This window comes from Pseudomonas sp. S3E12 (assembly GCF_001702295.1).
GTDB classification, from domain to species: domain Bacteria; phylum Pseudomonadota; class Gammaproteobacteria; order Pseudomonadales; family Pseudomonadaceae; genus Aquipseudomonas; species Aquipseudomonas marginalis.
Genome location: NZ_MBDT01000008.1, coordinates 297,601 through 315,794, shown reverse-complemented (window position 1 = coordinate 315,794; position 18,194 = coordinate 297,601). Strand labels below are relative to the sequence as shown.

The following is an 18,194-nucleotide window of genomic DNA, read 5'->3' as shown; positions in this document are numbered from 1 at the left end:
ACGAGAGATCGCAAGCGCAAGTGGTTGAAGTTGTTGAAGAAATCTTCGAAAGCTTCTGAAAATAATCACTTGACAGCAAATGAGGCTGCTGTAGAATGCGCGCCTCGGTTGAGACGAAAGCTCTTAACCAACCGCTCTTTAACAACTGAATCAAGCAATTCGTGTGGGTGCTTGTGGAGTCAGACTGATAGTCAACAAGATTATCAGCATCACAAGTTACTCCGCGAGAAATCAAAGAATAACCAACGATTGCTGAGCCAAGTTTAGGGTTTCTTAAAAACCCAAAGATGTTTGAACTGAAGAGTTTGATCATGGCTCAGATTGAACGCTGGCGGCAGGCCTAACACATGCAAGTCGAGCGGTAGAGAGAAGCTTGCTTCTCTTGAGAGCGGCGGACGGGTGAGTAATGCCTAGGAATCTGCCTGGTAGTGGGGGATAACGTTCGGAAACGGACGCTAATACCGCATACGTCCTACGGGAGAAAGCAGGGGACCTTCGGGCCTTGCGCTATCAGATGAGCCTAGGTCGGATTAGCTAGTTGGTGGGGTAATGGCTCACCAAGGCGACGATCCGTAACTGGTCTGAGAGGATGATCAGTCACACTGGAACTGAGACACGGTCCAGACTCCTACGGGAGGCAGCAGTGGGGAATATTGGACAATGGGCGAAAGCCTGATCCAGCCATGCCGCGTGTGTGAAGAAGGTCTTCGGATTGTAAAGCACTTTAAGTTGGGAGGAAGGGCCATTACCTAATACGTGATGGTTTTGACGTTACCGACAGAATAAGCACCGGCTAACTCTGTGCCAGCAGCCGCGGTAATACAGAGGGTGCAAGCGTTAATCGGAATTACTGGGCGTAAAGCGCGCGTAGGTGGTTTGTTAAGTTGGATGTGAAATCCCCGGGCTCAACCTGGGAACTGCATTCAAAACTGACTGACTAGAGTATGGTAGAGGGTGGTGGAATTTCCTGTGTAGCGGTGAAATGCGTAGATATAGGAAGGAACACCAGTGGCGAAGGCGACCACCTGGACTGATACTGACACTGAGGTGCGAAAGCGTGGGGAGCAAACAGGATTAGATACCCTGGTAGTCCACGCCGTAAACGATGTCAACTAGCCGTTGGGAGCCTTGAGCTCTTAGTGGCGCAGCTAACGCATTAAGTTGACCGCCTGGGGAGTACGGCCGCAAGGTTAAAACTCAAATGAATTGACGGGGGCCCGCACAAGCGGTGGAGCATGTGGTTTAATTCGAAGCAACGCGAAGAACCTTACCAGGCCTTGACATCCAATGAACTTTCCAGAGATGGATTGGTGCCTTCGGGAACATTGAGACAGGTGCTGCATGGCTGTCGTCAGCTCGTGTCGTGAGATGTTGGGTTAAGTCCCGTAACGAGCGCAACCCTTGTCCTTAGTTACCAGCACGTCATGGTGGGCACTCTAAGGAGACTGCCGGTGACAAACCGGAGGAAGGTGGGGATGACGTCAAGTCATCATGGCCCTTACGGCCTGGGCTACACACGTGCTACAATGGTCGGTACAGAGGGTTGCCAAGCCGCGAGGTGGAGCTAATCCCAGAAAACCGATCGTAGTCCGGATCGCAGTCTGCAACTCGACTGCGTGAAGTCGGAATCGCTAGTAATCGCGAATCAGAATGTCGCGGTGAATACGTTCCCGGGCCTTGTACACACCGCCCGTCACACCATGGGAGTGGGTTGCACCAGAAGTAGCTAGTCTAACCTTCGGGAGGACGGTTACCACGGTGTGATTCATGACTGGGGTGAAGTCGTAACAAGGTAGCCGTAGGGGAACCTGCGGCTGGATCACCTCCTTAATCGACGACATCAGCTGCTCCATAAGTTCCCACACGAATTGCTTGATTCATTGAAGAAGACGATAAAGAAGCAGCCCGAAATTGGGTCTGTAGCTCAGTTGGTTAGAGCGCACCCCTGATAAGGGTGAGGTCGGCAGTTCGAATCTGCCCAGACCCACCAATTTTGTGTGGGAAACGCCTGTAGAAATACGGGGCCATAGCTCAGCTGGGAGAGCGCCTGCCTTGCACGCAGGAGGTCAACGGTTCGATCCCGTTTGGCTCCACCACTACTGCTTCTGCGTTATGAAAGCTTAGAAATGAGCATTCCATCAGTATGATGGTGAATGTTGATTTCTAGTCTTTGATTAGATCGTTCTTTAAAAATTTGGGTATGTGATAGAAAGATAGACTGAACGTTACTTTCACTGGTAACGGATCAGGCTAAGGTAAAATTTGTGAGTGGCTCTTAATTGAGTATGATCGAATTTTCGGCGAATGTCGTCTTCACAGTATAACCAGATTGCTTGGGGTTATATGGTCAAGTGAAGAAGCGCATACGGTGGATGCCTTGGCAGTCAGAGGCGATGAAAGACGTGGTAGCCTGCGAAAAGCTTCGGGGAGTCGGCAAACAGACTTTGATCCGGAGATGTCTGAATGGGGGAACCCAGCCATCATAAGATGGTTATCTTGTACTGAATACATAGGTGCAAGAGGCGAACCAGGGGAACTGAAACATCTAAGTACCCTGAGGAAAAGAAATCAACCGAGATTCCCTTAGTAGTGGCGAGCGAACGGGGACTAGCCCTTAAGTGGCTTTGAGATTAGCGGAACGCTCTGGAAAGTGCGGCCATAGTGGGTGATAGCCCTGTACGCGAAAATCTCTTAGTCATGAAATCGAGTAGGACGGAGCACGAGAAACTTTGTCTGAATATGGGGGGACCATCCTCCAAGGCTAAATACTACTGACTGACCGATAGTGAACTAGTACCGTGAGGGAAAGGCGAAAAGAACCCCGGAGAGGGGAGTGAAATAGATCCTGAAACCGTATGCGTACAAGCAGTGGGAGCCCACTTTGTTGGGTGACTGCGTACCTTTTGTATAATGGGTCAGCGACTTATTTTCAGTGGCGAGCTTAACCGAATAGGGGAGGCGTAGCGAAAGCGAGTCTTAATAGGGCGTCTAGTCGCTGGGAATAGACCCGAAACCGGGCGATCTATCCATGGGCAGGTTGAAGGTTGGGTAACACTAACTGGAGGACCGAACCGACTACCGTTGAAAAGTTAGCGGATGACCTGTGGATCGGAGTGAAAGGCTAATCAAGCTCGGAGATAGCTGGTTCTCCTCGAAAGCTATTTAGGTAGCGCCTCATGTATCACTGTAGGGGGTAGAGCACTGTTTCGGCTAGGGGGTCATCCCGACTTACCAAACCGATGCAAACTCCGAATACCTACAAGTGCCGAGCATGGGAGACACACGGCGGGTGCTAACGTCCGTCGTGAAAAGGGAAACAACCCAGACCGTCAGCTAAGGTCCCAAAGTTATGGTTAAGTGGGAAACGATGTGGGAAGGCTTAGACAGCTAGGAGGTTGGCTTAGAAGCAGCCACCCTTTAAAGAAAGCGTAATAGCTCACTAGTCGAGTCGGCCTGCGCGGAAGATGTAACGGGGCTCAAACCATACACCGAAGCTACGGGTATCACGTAAGTGATGCGGTAGAGGAGCGTTCTGTAAGCCTGTGAAGGTGAGTTGAGAAGCTTGCTGGAGGTATCAGAAGTGCGAATGCTGACATGAGTAACGATAATGGGTGTGAAAAACACCCACGCCGAAAGACCAAGGTTTCCTGCGCAACGTTAATCGACGCAGGGTTAGTCGGTCCCTAAGGCGAGGCTGAAAAGCGTAGTCGATGGAAAACAGGTTAATATTCCTGTACTTCTGGTTATTGCGATGGAGGGACGGAGAAGGCTAGGCCAGCTTGGCGTTGGTTGTCCAAGTTTAAGGTGGTAGGCTGGAATCTTAGGTAAATCCGGGATTCTAAGGCCGAGAGCTGATGACGAGTTAACTTTTAGTTAACGAAGTGGTTGATGCCATGCTTCCAAGAAAAGCTTCTAAGCTTCAGGTAACCAGGAACCGTACCCCAAACCGACACAGGTGGTTGGGTAGAGAATACCAAGGCGCTTGAGAGAACTCGGGTGAAGGAACTAGGCAAAATGGCACCGTAACTTCGGGAGAAGGTGCGCCGGTGAGGGTGAAGGACTTGCTCCGTAAGCCCATGCCGGTCGAAGATACCAGGCCGCTGCGACTGTTTATTAAAAACACAGCACTCTGCAAACACGAAAGTGGACGTATAGGGTGTGACGCCTGCCCGGTGCCGGAAGGTTAATTGATGGGGTTAGCTAACGCGAAGCTCTTGATCGAAGCCCCGGTAAACGGCGGCCGTAACTATAACGGTCCTAAGGTAGCGAAATTCCTTGTCGGGTAAGTTCCGACCTGCACGAATGGCGTAACGATGGCGGCGCTGTCTCCACCCGAGACTCAGTGAAATTGAAATCGCTGTGAAGATGCAGTGTATCCGCGGCTAGACGGAAAGACCCCGTGAACCTTTACTATAGCTTTGCACTGGACTTTGAATTTGCTTGTGTAGGATAGGTGGGAGGCTTTGAAGCGTGGACGCCAGTCTGCGTGGAGCCAACCTTGAAATACCACCCTGGCAACTTTGAGGTTCTAACTCAGGTCCGTTATCCGGATCGAGGACAGTGTATGGTGGGTAGTTTGACTGGGGCGGTCTCCTCCTAAAGAGTAACGGAGGAGTACGAAGGTGCGCTCAGACCGGTCGGAAATCGGTCGTAGAGTATAAAGGCAAAAGCGCGCTTGACTGCGAGACAGACACGTCGAGCAGGTACGAAAGTAGGTCTTAGTGATCCGGTGGTTCTGTATGGAAGGGCCATCGCTCAACGGATAAAAGGTACTCCGGGGATAACAGGCTGATACCGCCCAAGAGTTCATATCGACGGCGGTGTTTGGCACCTCGATGTCGGCTCATCACATCCTGGGGCTGAAGCCGGTCCCAAGGGTATGGCTGTTCGCCATTTAAAGTGGTACGCGAGCTGGGTTTAGAACGTCGTGAGACAGTTCGGTCCCTATCTGCCGTGGACGTTTGAGATTTGAGAGGGGCTGCTCCTAGTACGAGAGGACCGGAGTGGACGAACCTCTGGTGTTCCGGTTGTCACGCCAGTGGCATTGCCGGGTAGCTATGTTCGGAATAGATAACCGCTGAAAGCATCTAAGCGGGAAACTAGCCTCAAGATGAGATCTCACTGGGACCTTGAGTCCCCTGAAGGGCCGTCGAAGACTACGACGTTGATAGGTTGGGTGTGTAAGCGCTGTGAGGCGTTGAGCTAACCAATACTAATTGCCCGTGAGGCTTGACCATATAACACCCAAGCAATTTGCGTCGAAAGGCCAGATTGCGGTGTGTGAAGACGCAATGAACCGAAAGTTCGAGATTTCACAAAACACCGACAGCTGTCACATACCCAATTTGCTGAAGCGAGGCCCGCTGGCCACGACTCAGTACCCGAATTTCTTGACGACCATAGAGCATTGGAACCACCTGATCCCATCCCGAACTCAGCAGTGAAACGATGCATCGCCGATGGTAGTGTGGGGTTTCCCCATGTGAGAGTAGGTCATCGTCAAGATTAAATTCCGAAACCCCATTTGCGAAAGCAGATGGGGTTTTGTTTTGGGCGCTCGAAAAGTGCGAGGAGGCACCTCGGGAGGGCCTTCAGCACTAGAGTCCATGCCCATTAAAGGAAACAGAATCTCCGCTCGAAGTGCTAGCAGTACTTTGGGTGAGTCCAGGGGTAACCAAGGGGCGTTTTAGCGTCCTGCAAGGCCTGTGAGTGGGCCTGCTGGACTTTATGATGGCGATGGAGGGGTGTCTCGCTATCTCGCTCTCTGGGAGCTGTCGCGGCCTCAGGGCGCTTTTCTGCAGACGAAAAAAAAGACCTTGAAATTCAAGGTCTTTCTTTAAGATGGTGCCCCGAGGGAGACTCGAACTCCCACTCCTTTCGAAAACGGATTTTGAATCCGCCGCGTCTACCAATTCCGCCATCAGGGCTCAATGGCGGCGAAGTATAGAGATGAGATTACCGTTGGTCAATCACGTTTCATGGTCTATTTTCACTATTTCCGCTAGACTTCCCGGCCCTGCTAGACGAACCCCATCATGCGCGTTGCTGACTTTACTTTTGAACTCCCTGATTCGCTGATTGCTCGCCACCCTTTGGCCGAGCGTCGCGCCAGTCGACTGCTGACTCTGGACGGGGCCAGCGGCACCCTCGCACACCGTCAATTCACTGATTTGCTTGAGCATTTGCGTCCGGGCGATCTGATGGTGTTCAACAATACCCGGGTCATCCCGGCACGGCTGTTTGGCCAGAAAGCATCCGGCGGCAAGCTGGAAATTCTGGTGGAACGGGTGTTGGACAGCCATCGTGTGCTGGCCCATGTACGCTCCAGCAAGTCGCCGAAACCGGGTTCGAGCATCCTCATCGAGGGTGGCGGTGAAGCCGAGATGGTGGCGCGTCATGATGCGCTGTTCGAACTCCGGTTCGCCGAAGAGGTTTTGCCGTTGCTGGAGCGTGTCGGCCATATGCCGTTGCCTCCTTATATCGACCGCCCGGACGAAGACTCGGACCGTGAGCGCTATCAAACGGTCTATTCCCAGCGCCTCGGTGCGGTTGCCGCGCCGACTGCCGGGCTGCATTTTGACCAGCTGCTGCTGGATGCGATTGCAGCCAAGGGCGTCGAGACAGCCTATGTGACCCTGCACGTGGGGGCCGGCACGTTTCAGCCGGTGCGTGTGGATAACATCGAAGACCACCATATGCACAGCGAATGGCTGGAAGTCAGCCAGGACGTCGTGGACGCAGTTAGCGCCTGCAAGGCGCGCGGCGGGCGGGTGGTTGCGGTGGGCACCACCAGCGTGCGCTCCCTTGAGAGCGCGGCGCGTGATGGCGTGCTCAAACCGTTCAGTGGCGACACCGATATCTTTATTTACCCAGGCCGGCCGTTCCATGTGGTCGACTGCCTGGTGACCAACTTCCATTTGCCGGAATCCACGCTATTGATGCTGGTGTCGGCCTTCGCGGGTTATCCCGAAACAATGGCGGCGTACAAAGCAGCCATCGACAATGGATACCGTTTTTTCAGCTACGGTGATGCGATGTTTATCACCCGTAATCCGGCGCCGCGCGGCCCAGAGGAACAACTATGAGTCGTATGTCGTTTGAATTGCTCGCCACCGACGGCAAGGCCCGTCGCGGCCGCCTGACGTTTCCGCGCGGTACGGTAGAGACCCCGGCATTCATGCCCGTGGGCACCTACGGCACCGTCAAAGGCATGCTGCCGCGTGACATCGTCGCCACCGGCGCCGAGATCATCCTCGGCAACACCTTCCACCTGTGGCTGCGTCCAGGCACTGAAGTGATCAAGAAGCATGGCGACCTGCATGACTTCATGAAGTGGCAAGGCCCGATCCTCACGGACTCGGGTGGTTTCCAGGTGTTCAGCCTGGGTGCCATGCGCAAGATCAAGGAGGAGGGCGTGACCTTCGCCTCTCCGGTGGACGGTTCCAAGGTATTCATGGGGCCTGAAGAGTCCATGCAGGTGCAACGCGACCTGGGCTCGGACATCGTGATGATTTTCGACGAGTGCACGCCGTACCCGGCCGATGAAGACGTCGCGCGGATTTCCATGGAGCTGTCCCTGCGTTGGGCCCAGCGTTCGAAGAATGCCCATGGCGACAACACCGCGGCGTTGTTCGGCATCGTCCAGGGCGGCATGCATGAAAGCTTGCGCAAGCGCTCGCTGGAAGGCCTCGACAAGATCGGTTTTGACGGCCTGGCCATCGGCGGTCTGTCGGTGGGCGAACCCAAGCACGAGATGATCAAGGTACTGGACTACCTGCCAGGCCTGATGCCCGCTGACAAACCTCGTTACCTTATGGGCGTTGGCAAACCCGAAGATCTCGTAGAGGGTGTGCGCCGCGGTGTGGACATGTTCGATTGCGTGATGCCAACCCGTAATGCCCGCAATGGGCATCTGTTCATCGATACAGGCGTGCTCAAGATCCGTAACGCGTTCCATCGCCATGATGATTCGCCGCTGGATCCCACCTGTGATTGCTACACCTGCCAGAACTTCTCCCGTGCTTATCTGCACCATCTGGACAAATGCGGGGAAATGCTGGGTAGCATGTTGAATACCATCCACAATTTGCGTCACTACCAAGTCCTGATGGCTGGTTTGCGCGAGGCTATTCAACAGGGTACATTGGCCGCCTTCGTCGATGCCTTCTATGCCAAGCGCGGGCTCCCTGTGCCGCCCTTGGACTGAGTTTTCCGACCCTAAGATTCACTATTTGCAACTGGAGTGCTAAATGAGCTTTTTTATCTCTAACGCCATGGCTGACGCCGCTGCGCCTGCTGCTGCCGGCCCTATGGGCGGTGGTTTCGAGTGGATTTTCCTGGTCGGCTTCCTGGTCATCTTCTACCTGATGATCTGGCGTCCACAGGCCAAGCGTGCCAAAGAGCAGAAGAACCTGCTAGGCAGTCTGCAAAAAGGCGACGAAGTCGTGACCACCGGCGGTATCGCGGGCAAGATCACCAAGGTTTCCGATGCTTTCGTGGTTCTGGAAGTTTCCGACACCGTGGAAATGAAGTTCCAGAAGGGCGCCATCGCCGCCACGCTGCCAAAAGGCACGCTCAAAGCGATCTAAGTTCCAACCTTTACCAATCGACGGGGCGCGCAAGGCGCCCCGCGTTATAAGCGGGCGGCGTGATGCTGAACAAATACCCTCTGTGGAAATACGTACTGATCCTGGCGGTGCTGGCGATCGGTTTTATTTATTCCGCTCCCAATCTTTACCCTGATGACCCGGCGATCCAGATCACTGGCGCCAGCACTTCGCTGCAGGTCAACCAGGCTGACCTGGAACGCGCGAGCAAGGCACTGGCCGACGCGGGTATCCAGGTTAAAGCGGCAACATTGGCAGCTGGTGCGAAGGGCGGGTTGTTGCGCCTGACCAAGCAAGAAGACCAATTGCCGGCAAAAGATGTCGTACGCAAGGCCATGGGTGACGACTACGTCGTTGCGCTGAACCTGGCACAGACCACTCCGCAGTGGTTGCGCAGCATTGGCGCGCACCCGATGAAGCTGGGTCTGGACTTGTCCGGCGGTGTGCACTTCCTGCTGGAAGTCGACATGGACAAAGCCCTCGACGCACGCCTGAAGGTCTACGAAGGCGACGTGAAGAGCCTGCTGCGCAAAGAGAAGCTGCGTTATCGCAGCCTGCCGCAGCTCAACGGTGCCATCCAGCTGGGCTTCTCTGACGAGGCCTCTCGTGAACAGGCCCGTGCGCTGATCCGCAAGAACTTCAATGATTTCGACATCGTACCGGCCGACCTGAATGGTCAGGCGGTACTGCGTCTGGCGATGAGCCCGGCCAAAATCGCGGAAATCCGCGAGTACTCCATCAAGCAGAACTTGACCACGGTACGTAACCGCGTCAACGAGCTGGGTGTGGCCGAGCCGATTGTTCAGCGTCAGGGCGCCAACCGCATCGTGGTTGAGCTGCCGGGCGTGCAGGACACCGCTGAAGCCAAGCGTATCCTGGGTAAAACCGCCAACCTGGAGTTCCGTCTTGCGGCTGAGCCGGGTGCTTCCCGTGCAACTTCCGAAGAGTTCGAGTTCCGTGAAGGCAATCGTCCTCCGGCGCTGATCGAGCGTGGCTTGATCATCACCGGTGATCAGGTGACCGACGCCAAGGCCGGTTTCGGCGAGCACGGTACCCCTGAAGTGAACATCCGCCTGGATGGCCACGGCGGCGAACTGATGAGCCGCGCCACGCGTAGCAACGTGGGTCGCAGCATGGCGGTGATCTTCATCGAGCAGCGCCCGGTGACCACCTACACCAAGCAACTGGTCAACGGCGTCGAGAAAGACGTACCGGTGCAGGCCTTCAAGGAAGAGAAGAAGATCATCAGCCTGGCGACCATCCAGTCGCCGCTGGGTGCTCAATTCCGCATCACCGGCCTGAACGGCCAGGGCGAATCCTCGGAGCTGGCCCTGTTGCTGCGTGCCGGTGGCCTGGCTGCGCCGATGTACTTCGCTGAAGAACGTACCATCGGCCCGAGCCTGGGTGCCGACAACATCACCAAGGGTATCGACGCGGCTTTGTGGGGCATGCTGTTCGTGTCGCTGTTCATCATCGCCATCTACCGCTTCTTCGGCATCATTGCTACCGTGGCCCTGGCGGGCAACATGGTGATGCTGCTGGCCCTGATGTCGCTGCTGGGCGCTACGCTGACCCTGCCAGGTATCGCCGGTATCGTACTTACCATGGGTATGGCGGTAGATGCCAACGTGCTGATCTTCTCGCGGATTCGTGAAGAGATCGCCGCCGGCATGACCGTACAGCGTGCAATCAACGAAGGCTTCGGCCGGGCATTTACCGCGATTCTCGACTCCAACCTGACCACATTGCTGGTCGGCGGGATCCTCTTTGCCATGGGCACCGGCCCGGTCAAAGGTTTTGCGGTAACCATGTCCCTCGGTATCTTTACCTCGATGTTCACGGCCATCATGGTGACCCGCGCAATGGTCAACCTGATCTTTGGCGGGCGTGACTTCAAGAAGTTGTGGATTTAAGGGGCTGCCATGTTACGTACAATCAACTTCATGGGCGTTCGCAACATTGCGTTCGGCGTCACTGTGCTCCTTACCGTTCTGGCGTTGTTCAGCTGGTTCCATAAGGGCCTGAACTACGGTCTGGACTTCACCGGCGGTACGCTCATCGAGCTGACCTACGAGAAGCCTGCCGACGTCACCCTGGTGCGCAGTGAGCTGGTCAAGGCCGGCTATCACGAAGCCATCGTGCAGAGCTTCGGTGCGACCACCGACCTGCTGGTGCGCATGCCTGGCGAAGACCCGCAACTGGGTCACCAGGTAGCCGAGGCCTTGCAGAAGGTGGGGGGCGACAACCCGGCGTCGGTCAAGCGCGTCGAGTTCGTGGGCCCGCAAGTGGGTGAAGAGCTGCGCGACCAGGGCGGCCTCGGCATGCTGATGGCGCTGGTCGGCATCATGATCTACCTGGCTTTCCGCTTTCAGTGGAAGTTCGGTGTCGGCGCCATTGTGTCGCTGATCCACGACGTGATCGTCACCGTGGGTATCCTGGCGTACTTCCAGATCACCTTCGACCTGACCGTGCTGGCGGCCGTACTGGCGATCATTGGTTACTCCCTCAATGACACCATCGTGGTATTCGACCGGGTTCGAGAGAACTTCCGCGTACTGCGCAAGGCGTCGCTGATCGAGAACATCAATATCTCCACCACCCAGACCCTGTTGCGGACCATGGCGACGTCGATCTCCACCTTGCTGGCGATCGCGGCGCTGATGATCTTCGGCGGCGACAACCTGTGGGGCTTCTCCCTGGCGCTGTTCATCGGCGTCCTGGCGGGCACCTACTCGTCGATCTACATCGCTAACGTGGTGCTGATCTGGCTGAACCTCAACAGCGAAGACCTGATCCCTCCTGCCGCCACTGGCAAGGAGGTCGACGACCGTCCTTGATGGGCGCTTGTTGATCTGCTGTTACGAAAAAGGCACGAGTATTGAACTCGTGCCTTTTTTTTTGCTCCAAGGCTGGGTATAGCGCGGATCTTTCGGTCCGTTTGTGATGGTCAGGAGGTTCAACGTGAACAAGTCGTTACTGGTTGGTGCGGTATTGGGTGCTGTCGGTGTGACTGCCGGGGGTGCTGTTGCCACCTACAGCCTGGTAAAAAGCGGCCCTGAGTATGCGCAAGTGCTGGCGGTGCAGCCGGTGAAAACCCAGATTAAAACACCTCGCGAAGTCTGCAAGGACGTCGCAGTGACCCGGCAGAAGCCGGTGCAGGATCAACATCAGATCGTCGGTACCGTGGTGGGTGCACTGGCCGGTGGCCTGTTGGGTAACCAGGTCGGTGGCGGTAACGGCAAAAAGCTGGCCACTGTGGCCGGTGCGGTCGGTGGTGGTTACGCCGGTAACAAGGTTCAGGAAGGCATGCAGAACCGCGATACCTATACCACCACCCAGACTCGCTGTAACACCGTCAACGACATCAGTGACAAGGTCGTCGGCTATGACGTGCGTTACACCTTGGATGGCAAGGAAGGTTCGGTGCGCATGGATCGTGATCCGGGCGGCCAGATTCCAGTCGACAAGGAAGGGCGTCTCGTCCTGGGCCAGAACCAGCAGTAAGTCTTCTCTTGTATTTGATTTGTGGTGTTGTTGGTATTTAAGCTCACATCAAGCAAATCCCAGGCATAAAAAAAGCACCCCACAGGGTGCTTTTTTTTGCTCGCTCGTTTAGCGCTTCAGCGAAGCCGGCAGGTGCGGCTGGATCGCCGTCAATACTGCCTTGAAGCATTTGGTGTTGCCGGCAACGACGTGGCCTTTTTCTAGGAAGTCATGACCGCCGGTGAAGTCGCTCACCAGGCCGCCGGCCTCTTGGATCAGCAGGGCACCTGCAGCCATGTCCCACTCGGACAGGCCCGACTCCCAGAACGCATCAAAACGACCGGCAGCTACATAGGCCAGGTCCAGGCTGGCCGCGCCAGCGCGACGGATGCCGGCGGTCTGGCCAACCAGGGCGCGGAACATGCCCAGGTAGTTTTCCAGGTTGTCCATCTGTTCGTCACGGAACGGGAAGCCTGTACCCAGCAGGGCGCCGTCCAGGCTGGTGCGACCGCTGACGCGCAGGCGACGACCGTTCAACTGGGCGCCACGGCCACGGCTGGCGGTGAATTCTTCCTGGCGAACAGGATCGAGTACTACAGCGTGTTCCAGGCGGCCACGGTATTTGCAAGCAATGCTGACGGCAAAGTGGGGGATGCCGCGCAGGAAGTTGGTGGTGCCATCCAGTGGGTCGATGATCCACAGGTAGTCTTCGCCTTCGCCGCTGCCTTTGTGCAGGCCGGTTTCCTCGCCGAGGATGCCGTGGGTAGGGTAGGCCTTGCGCAGCGCGTCGATGATCTTCTGTTCAGCGGCGCGATCCACCTCGGACACATAATCCTTGGCGTCTTTTTCGTCGACCTTGATGGTATCCAGGCGCTCGATGGAGCGGAAGATCAATTCACTGGCGCTGCGGGCGGCGCGCAGCGCGATATTCAGCATGGGCTGCATGGATGTGTCACCTAAGGTTGTTAAAGAAAGCCGAGCATTCTAGCAGAAACTTTCTTCAGGTGAAGGACGACGTTAGCTTTCATGGCATAACCTTAGGCTGTTCTGTAAGATTTGCTCCCCTTTCCCGTGTCCGAGAGCGCCTACCTTGCTGCAAAACATTCGTGTCGTCTTGGTCAATACCAGTCATCCCGGCAATATCGGCGGGGTGGCGCGAGCCATGAAAAACATGGGGCTGACGCGCCTGGTGCTGGTCGAGCCGCGCGTGTTCCCGCACCACGAGGCCGATGCCCGCGCATCCGGCGCCAATGACATCCTGGAAAAAGCCCAGGTGGTCGCCACTCTGGAAGACGCCTTGGTCGGCTGCAACCTGGTGCTTGGCACCAGTGCCCGTGACCGCCGCATCCCCTGGCCGCTGCTGGATCCGCGTGAGTGCGGTACCAAGGTGGTGGAAGAGGCGGCCGGCGGTGCTGAAATCGCCCTGGTATTCGGCCGTGAAGACTCCGGCCTCACCAATGAAGAGCTGCAACGATGTCATTATCACGTGCACATTCCATCAGACCCTGAGTTCAGTTCGCTGAACCTCGGGGCAGCGGTGCAGGTGTTGAGTTACGAAGTGCGCATGGCCTGGCTGGCCGCTGAAGGCCAGCCGAGCAAGGTAGAGAAGGATGAAGTGGCGTCGACCAAGAGTGGTGAACTGGCCACCATGGACGAGCTGGAGCGGTTCTATGAGCACCTGGAGCAAACCCTGGTGGCCATCGAATTCCTCGATCCGGAAAAGCCTCGGCACTTGATGGCGCGCCTGCGCCGCCTGTACGGGCGTAGCTCGGTCAGTCGAGCAGAAATGAATATATTGCGTGGCATCCTCACGGAAACCCAGAAAGCGGCCCGTGGCGAGCTTCTTAAGCGGAAGGATTAAAAATGTTCGAGCGTTTGCGAGAAGATATCCAGAGTGTTTTTCACCGTGATCCGGCGGCGCGCAACGCCTTTGAAGTGCTGACCTGCTACCCGGGCATGCACGCGATCTGGATTCATCGGCTGTCCGGTGCCTTGTGGAATATGGGCTGGAAATGGCTGGCGCGGCTGGTGTCGAACTTCGGCCGCTGGTTGACCGGGATCGAGATTCACCCAGGTGCCAAGGTGGGACGTCGCTTCTTTATCGATCACGGTATGGGCATCGTCATTGGCGAGACTGCCGAGATTGGTGACGACGTGACCCTCTACCAGGGCGTGACATTGGGCGGCACCAGTTGGAACAAGGGTAAGCGCCACCCGACGCTGGAGGATGGCGTGGTGGTGGGTGCGGGTGCCAAGGTGCTTGGTCCGTTCACCGTAGGCGCTGGCGCCAAAGTCGGCTCCAACGCCGTGGTGACCAAGGCGGTGCCGGCCGGCGCCACTGTAGTGGGGATTCCGGGGCGGATCATCGTCAAGCCGGAAGTGGGCGATGAGCAGGAAGCCAAGCGCAAGGCCATGGCCGAGAAAATCGGTTTCGATGCCTACGGTGTCAGCGAAGACATGCCCGACCCGGTGGCGCGCGCCATCGGCCAGCTGCTTGATCACCTGCAAGCGGTGGACGGCAAGCTGGACGGTATGTGCGGCGCGCTGAAAGAGTTGGGCAGCAGCTACTGTGCCAAAGACCTGCCTGAGCTGCGCGAAGAGGACTTTGCCGAGATCAAGAGTGAGCCCGCCACCAAGGCTGGCTGAGATCTTACATTTGCTGCTAGGCCCATGTTGGAGGGGGCTTGCCCCCCGATGGCCATCTGTCAGTCATCCAATATATTGACTGATCAACCGCTATCGGGGGCAAGCTCCCTCCCACATTTGATCTCCATTGGTCTTGATATCAAGCCATCACCCCCGCTGCTGCTGTTCGTCCTCGCCCCATCCTGCTATGATTCGCGCGCCCTTTTTACGGGTAATCCTGACTAAAGTACTAGGTCTTATAGTTGACTTAAATACTCGGGAATCGCATACTTGCTCCCATTCTGAAACACCTTGGTACTTGTCCATGAGACTGACTACAAAAGGCCGATACGCGGTGACCGCCATGCTTGACTTGGCCTTGCACGCGCAAACTGGGCCGGTGTCCCTGGCCGATATCTCCGAGCGCCAAGGCATTTCCCTGTCCTACCTAGAGCAGTTGTTCGCCAAGTTGCGCCGTAGCAATCTGGTCTCCAGTGTGCGTGGGCCGGGCGGCGGCTATCAGCTGTCCCGCGACATGCAGGGCATCCAGGTGGCCCAGGTGATCGACGCGGTCAACGAATCCGTCGACGCCACCAAGTGCCAGGGCCTGGGTGACTGCCACGCCGGCGACACCTGCCTGACGCACCACTTGTGGTGTGACTTGAGCCTGCAGATCCATGAGTTTTTGAGTGGTATCAGCTTGGCTGATCTTGTGACTCGCCGTGAGGTGCAAGAAGTAGCCCAGCGTCAGGACCAGCGCCGTTGCAACACCAAGGCGCCGCGTCTGGACAAGATCGAAGCGTCCGCCGTCGAGTGACAGCCGAAGAGCTAACGGCACGCCAGCCAGCCTGATTTAGGAGAAAGTCCATGAAATTGCCGATTTACCTTGATTACTCAGCGACCACCCCGGTTGATCCGCGTGTCGCGCAAAAGATGAGCGAGTGCCTGCTGGTCGACGGAAACTTCGGCAACCCGGCCTCCCGTTCCCACGTTTTCGGCTGGAAAGCCGAGGAAGCGGTCGAGAACGCTCGTCGCCAGGTTGCTGACCTGGTTGGCGCCGATCCGCGTGAAATCGTCTGGACCTCCGGTGCCACCGAGTCCGACAACCTGGCTATCAAGGGCGCGGCGCATTTCTACGCGACCAAAGGCAAGCACCTGATCACCACCAAGATTGAGCACAAGGCGGTCCTCGACACCATGCGCCAACTGGAGCGTGAAGGTTTCGAGGTCACTTACCTCGAGCCAACCACCGACGGTATCGTCACCCCGGCGATGATCGAAGCCGCGCTGCGTGAAGACACCATCCTGGTTTCCGTGATCCACGTTAACAACGAAATCGGCACCATCAACGACATCGCGGCCATCGGCGAGCTGACTCGTTCCAAAGGCATCCTGCTGCACGTCGACGCCGCTCAGTCCACCGGCAAGGTCGACATCGACCTGTCCAAGCTGAAAGTCGACCTGATGTCGTTCTCGGCCCACAAGACCTATGGCCCCAAAGGCATCGGCGCCCTGTACGTCAGCCGCAAGCCACGCGTGCGCATCGAAGCCACCATGCACGGTGGCGGTCACGAGCGCGGCATGCGTTCGGGCACCCTGGCGACCCACCAGATCGTCGGCATGGGCGAAGCCTTCCGCGTCGCCAAGGAAGACATGGCAGCCGAAAACGTACGTATCAAGGCCCTGAGCGATCGTTTCTACAAACAGGTCGAGAACCTTGAAGAGCTGTACATCAACGGCAGCATGACTGCCCGTGTACCGCACAACCTGAATTTGAGCTTCAACTATGTCGAAGGCGAGTCGCTGATCATGGCGCTCAAGGACCTGGCGGTTTCGTCCGGTTCGGCCTGCACCTCGGCTTCGCTTGAGCCTTCGTACGTACTGCGCGCCCTGGGCCGCAACGACGAACTGGCACACAGCTCGATCCGCTTTACGTTCGGCCGCTTCACCACCGAAGAGCAAGTCGACTACGCCGCGCAGAAGGTCTGCGAAGCCGTCAACAAGCTGCGCGTCCTGTCGCCGCTGTGGGACATGTACAAAGATGGTGTCGATATTTCCAAGATCGAGTGGGCGGCACACTAACTATAGAAGCCGCCACCCCAGCTCTGTAGGAACGTGGCGGAAAACGCAGGCGTTTCTACAGGGTTCCAGAGCGGCCCTGATGAGTGAGGATTCAGTACCATGGCTTACAGCGAAAAGGTCATCGACCACTACGAAAACCCGCGCAACGTCGGCAAGATGAACGCGGAAGATCCTGATGTCGGCACCGGCATGGTCGGCGCTCCGGCGTGCGGCGATGTGATGCGCCTGCAGATCAAGGTCAACGACGCTGGCGTTATCGAAGACGCCAAGTTCAAGACTTACGGTTGCGGTTCGGCCATCGCCTCCAGCTCCCTGGCGACCGAATGGATGAAAGGCAAGACCCTGGATGAGGCTGTGACTATCAGCAATACCCAGCTGGCCGAAGAACTGGCCCTGCCGCCAGTGAAAATCCACTGCTCCGTGCTCGCTGAAGACGCCATCAAGGCGGCCGTTCGCGACTACAAGCAGAAGAAAGGCTTGATCTAAGCATTTGGCGACGAGTAAGGAGTCAACGATGGCTATCAGCATGACAGAAGCGGCTGCACAGCACATTCGCCGCTCCCTGAATGGGCGCGGTAAAGGTGAGGGGATTCGTCTGGGTGTTCGCACCACAGGCTGCTCCGGCCTTGCCTACGTGCTGGAGTTTGTCGACGAGGTGGTTGCGGAAGATCAGGTGTTCGAAAGTCACGGCGAGAAAGTGATCATCGACCCTAAAAGCCTGACCTACCTGGACGGCACCGAACTCGATTTCGTGAAGGAGGGGTTGAACGAAGGCTTCAAGTTCAACAACCCCAACGTACGCGGTGAATGTGGCTGCGGCGAAAGCTTCAACATCTGAGGCTATTCGTGGGTACTCCTTGTCATTTCGCTTTATTCGAGCTGCAGCCGAGTTTTCGGCTGGACCTCGAGCAGCTTGCCACGCGCTACCGAGAATTGGCGCGTGGGGTGCATCCGGACCGTTTTGCTGACGCCTCCGAGCGTGAGCAACGCCTGGCGCTGGAGCAGTCGGCCAGCCTCAACGAAGCCTATCAGACGCTCAAGAGCCCTCCTAAACGCGCGCGTTACTTGCTCGCGATGAACGGTGGCGAGTTGCCGCTGGAAGTGACCGTGCACGACCCGGACTTCCTGATGCAGCAGATGCAATGGCGTGAAGAACTCGAAGACCTGCAGGACGAAGCCGATGTGGCGGGTGTCGCGGTCTTCAAGCGTCGTCTGAAAGTTGCCCAGGATGAGCTCAACGAAAGCTTCGCAGCCTGTTGGGACGATGCAGCGCAACGTGAACAGGCCGAGCGCCTGATGCGGCGCATGCAGTTCCTCGACAAGCTCACCTACGAAGTGCGCCAGCTGGAAGAGCGCCTCGACGATTAACCCAGTGTGCTGCCCGTGATGCGCGCCTGA

14 protein-coding genes, 3 tRNA genes and 3 rRNA genes are annotated in these 18,194 nt (G+C 56.8%); 18 read left to right on the top strand and 2 right to left on the bottom strand.

What is annotated here, in order from left to right; genetic code table 11:
- The first annotated feature begins 293 nt into the window (after window positions 1-293).
- The 5 genes from BB029_RS11600 (at window position 294) to rrf (ending at window position 5,505) form a co-directional block, all read left to right on the top strand.
- Window positions 294-1,830: ribosomal RNA gene (locus BB029_RS11600) — 16S ribosomal RNA — on the top strand.
- An 83-nt stretch (window positions 1,831-1,913) separates the two neighbouring features.
- A tRNA-Ile gene (locus tag BB029_RS11595) sits at window positions 1,914-1,990 on the top strand.
- A 30-nt stretch (window positions 1,991-2,020) separates the two neighbouring features.
- A tRNA-Ala gene (locus BB029_RS11590) sits at window positions 2,021-2,096 on the top strand.
- A gap of 249 nt (window positions 2,097-2,345) precedes the next feature.
- A 23S ribosomal RNA gene (locus tag BB029_RS11585) occupies window positions 2,346-5,237 on the top strand.
- Window positions 5,238-5,389: 152 nt separating this feature from the next.
- A 5S ribosomal RNA gene (rrf, locus tag BB029_RS11580) occupies window positions 5,390-5,505 on the top strand.
- The 16S, 23S and 5S rRNA genes sit together here with 2 tRNA genes alongside, the layout of an rRNA operon.
- Before the next feature lie 337 nt (window positions 5,506-5,842).
- Here the strand turns inward: rrf and BB029_RS11575 are convergent.
- Window positions 5,843-5,927 (bottom strand) — tRNA-Leu (locus BB029_RS11575).
- A 108-nt stretch (window positions 5,928-6,035) separates the two neighbouring features.
- Here BB029_RS11575 and queA point away from each other — a divergent pair.
- From queA to BB029_RS11545, 6 genes are all read left to right on the top strand, one after another.
- On the top strand, window positions 6,036-7,085 hold the full coding sequence (gene queA / locus BB029_RS11570) for a tRNA preQ1(34) S-adenosylmethionine ribosyltransferase-isomerase QueA (protein WP_065939254.1): 1,050 nt from the start codon (window positions 6,036-6,038) through the stop codon (window positions 7,083-7,085).
- Between the two features lie 5 nt (window positions 7,086-7,090).
- The gene (gene tgt / locus BB029_RS11565; protein WP_003175976.1) at window positions 7,091-8,206 is read left to right on the top strand and encodes a tRNA guanosine(34) transglycosylase Tgt; all 1,116 of its coding nucleotides are present in this window, start codon (window positions 7,091-7,093) and stop codon (window positions 8,204-8,206) included.
- A gap of 43 nt (window positions 8,207-8,249) precedes the next feature.
- A complete protein-coding gene (yajC, locus tag BB029_RS11560; RefSeq protein WP_003175975.1) occupies window positions 8,250-8,588 on the top strand; it encodes a preprotein translocase subunit YajC in 339 nt (112 codons plus the stop codon).
- A 62-nt stretch (window positions 8,589-8,650) separates the two neighbouring features.
- Window positions 8,651-10,519 (top strand): protein translocase subunit SecD, encoded by a 1,869-nt coding sequence (gene secD / locus BB029_RS11555; RefSeq protein ID WP_065939253.1) that lies wholly within the window; start codon window positions 8,651-8,653, stop codon window positions 10,517-10,519.
- A 9-nt stretch (window positions 10,520-10,528) separates the two neighbouring features.
- Window positions 10,529-11,443 (top strand): protein translocase subunit SecF, encoded by a 915-nt coding sequence (secF, locus tag BB029_RS11550; protein WP_027605409.1) that lies wholly within the window; start codon window positions 10,529-10,531, stop codon window positions 11,441-11,443.
- A gap of 124 nt (window positions 11,444-11,567) precedes the next feature.
- A complete protein-coding gene (locus BB029_RS11545; protein WP_015885750.1) occupies window positions 11,568-12,110 on the top strand; it encodes a glycine zipper 2TM domain-containing protein in 543 nt (180 codons plus the stop codon).
- 108 nt (window positions 12,111-12,218) lie between these two features.
- Here BB029_RS11545 and suhB read toward each other — a convergent pair whose 3' ends face one another.
- Complete coding sequence (gene suhB / locus BB029_RS11540) at window positions 12,219-13,034, bottom strand: inositol-phosphate phosphatase (RefSeq protein WP_065939252.1); 816 nt, start codon at window positions 13,032-13,034, stop codon at window positions 12,219-12,221.
- A 145-nt stretch (window positions 13,035-13,179) separates the two neighbouring features.
- Between suhB and trmJ the strand changes: the two genes are divergently transcribed.
- The 7 genes from trmJ (at window position 13,180) to hscB (ending at window position 18,164) form a co-directional block, all read left to right on the top strand.
- Entirely contained in the window at window positions 13,180-13,950 is a 771-nt protein-coding gene (trmJ, locus tag BB029_RS11535) for a tRNA (cytosine(32)/uridine(32)-2'-O)-methyltransferase TrmJ (RefSeq protein ID WP_003210307.1), read from the top strand.
- A 2-nt stretch (window positions 13,951-13,952) separates the two neighbouring features.
- Window positions 13,953-14,735, top strand: coding sequence for a serine O-acetyltransferase (gene cysE / locus BB029_RS11530; protein ID WP_065924871.1), 783 nt, complete (start codon window positions 13,953-13,955; stop codon window positions 14,733-14,735).
- Window positions 14,736-15,039: 304 nt separating this feature from the next.
- Window positions 15,040-15,531, top strand: a complete 492-nt coding sequence (iscR, locus tag BB029_RS11525; RefSeq protein WP_003194020.1) for a Fe-S cluster assembly transcriptional regulator IscR — start codon at window positions 15,040-15,042, stop codon at window positions 15,529-15,531.
- 50 nt (window positions 15,532-15,581) lie between these two features.
- Window positions 15,582-16,796: an IscS subfamily cysteine desulfurase gene (locus BB029_RS11520; protein ID WP_017530022.1), complete on the top strand. Its 1,215-nt coding sequence runs from the start codon at window positions 15,582-15,584 to the stop codon at window positions 16,794-16,796.
- A 99-nt stretch (window positions 16,797-16,895) separates the two neighbouring features.
- The gene (iscU, locus tag BB029_RS11515) at window positions 16,896-17,282 is read left to right on the top strand and encodes a Fe-S cluster assembly scaffold IscU (protein ID WP_003175965.1); all 387 of its coding nucleotides are present in this window, start codon (window positions 16,896-16,898) and stop codon (window positions 17,280-17,282) included.
- 28 nt (window positions 17,283-17,310) lie between these two features.
- A complete protein-coding gene (iscA, locus tag BB029_RS11510) occupies window positions 17,311-17,634 on the top strand; it encodes an iron-sulfur cluster assembly protein IscA (RefSeq protein WP_003175963.1) in 324 nt (107 codons plus the stop codon).
- An 8-nt stretch (window positions 17,635-17,642) separates the two neighbouring features.
- Entirely contained in the window at window positions 17,643-18,164 is a 522-nt protein-coding gene (gene hscB / locus BB029_RS11505) for a co-chaperone HscB (protein ID WP_027605413.1), read from the top strand.
- The last annotated feature ends 30 nt before the right edge of the window (window positions 18,165-18,194 follow it).

What these genes read in the sequence shown, in the direction of transcription:
- queA (WP_065939254.1), top strand. Translation starts at nt 6,036, where the DNA reads ATGCGCGTTGCTGACTTTACTTTTGAACTCCCTGATTCGCTGATTGCT.
- tgt (WP_003175976.1), top strand. Translation starts at nt 7,091, where the DNA reads ATGTCGTTTGAATTGCTCGCCACCGACGGCAAGGCCCGTCGCGGCCGC.
- yajC (WP_003175975.1), top strand. Translation starts at nt 8,250, where the DNA reads ATGAGCTTTTTTATCTCTAACGCCATGGCTGACGCCGCTGCGCCTGCT.
- secD (WP_065939253.1), top strand. Translation starts at nt 8,651, where the DNA reads ATGCTGAACAAATACCCTCTGTGGAAATACGTACTGATCCTGGCGGTG.
- secF (WP_027605409.1), top strand. Translation starts at nt 10,529, where the DNA reads ATGTTACGTACAATCAACTTCATGGGCGTTCGCAACATTGCGTTCGGC.
- suhB (WP_065939252.1), bottom strand. Translation starts at nt 13,034, where the DNA reads ATGCAGCCCATGCTGAATATCGCGCTGCGCGCCGCCCGCAGCGCCAGT.
- cysE (WP_065924871.1), top strand. Translation starts at nt 13,953, where the DNA reads ATGTTCGAGCGTTTGCGAGAAGATATCCAGAGTGTTTTTCACCGTGAT.
- iscR (WP_003194020.1), top strand. Translation starts at nt 15,040, where the DNA reads ATGAGACTGACTACAAAAGGCCGATACGCGGTGACCGCCATGCTTGAC.
- BB029_RS11520 (WP_017530022.1), top strand. Translation starts at nt 15,582, where the DNA reads ATGAAATTGCCGATTTACCTTGATTACTCAGCGACCACCCCGGTTGAT.
- iscU (WP_003175965.1), top strand. Translation starts at nt 16,896, where the DNA reads ATGGCTTACAGCGAAAAGGTCATCGACCACTACGAAAACCCGCGCAAC.
- iscA (WP_003175963.1), top strand. Translation starts at nt 17,311, where the DNA reads ATGGCTATCAGCATGACAGAAGCGGCTGCACAGCACATTCGCCGCTCC.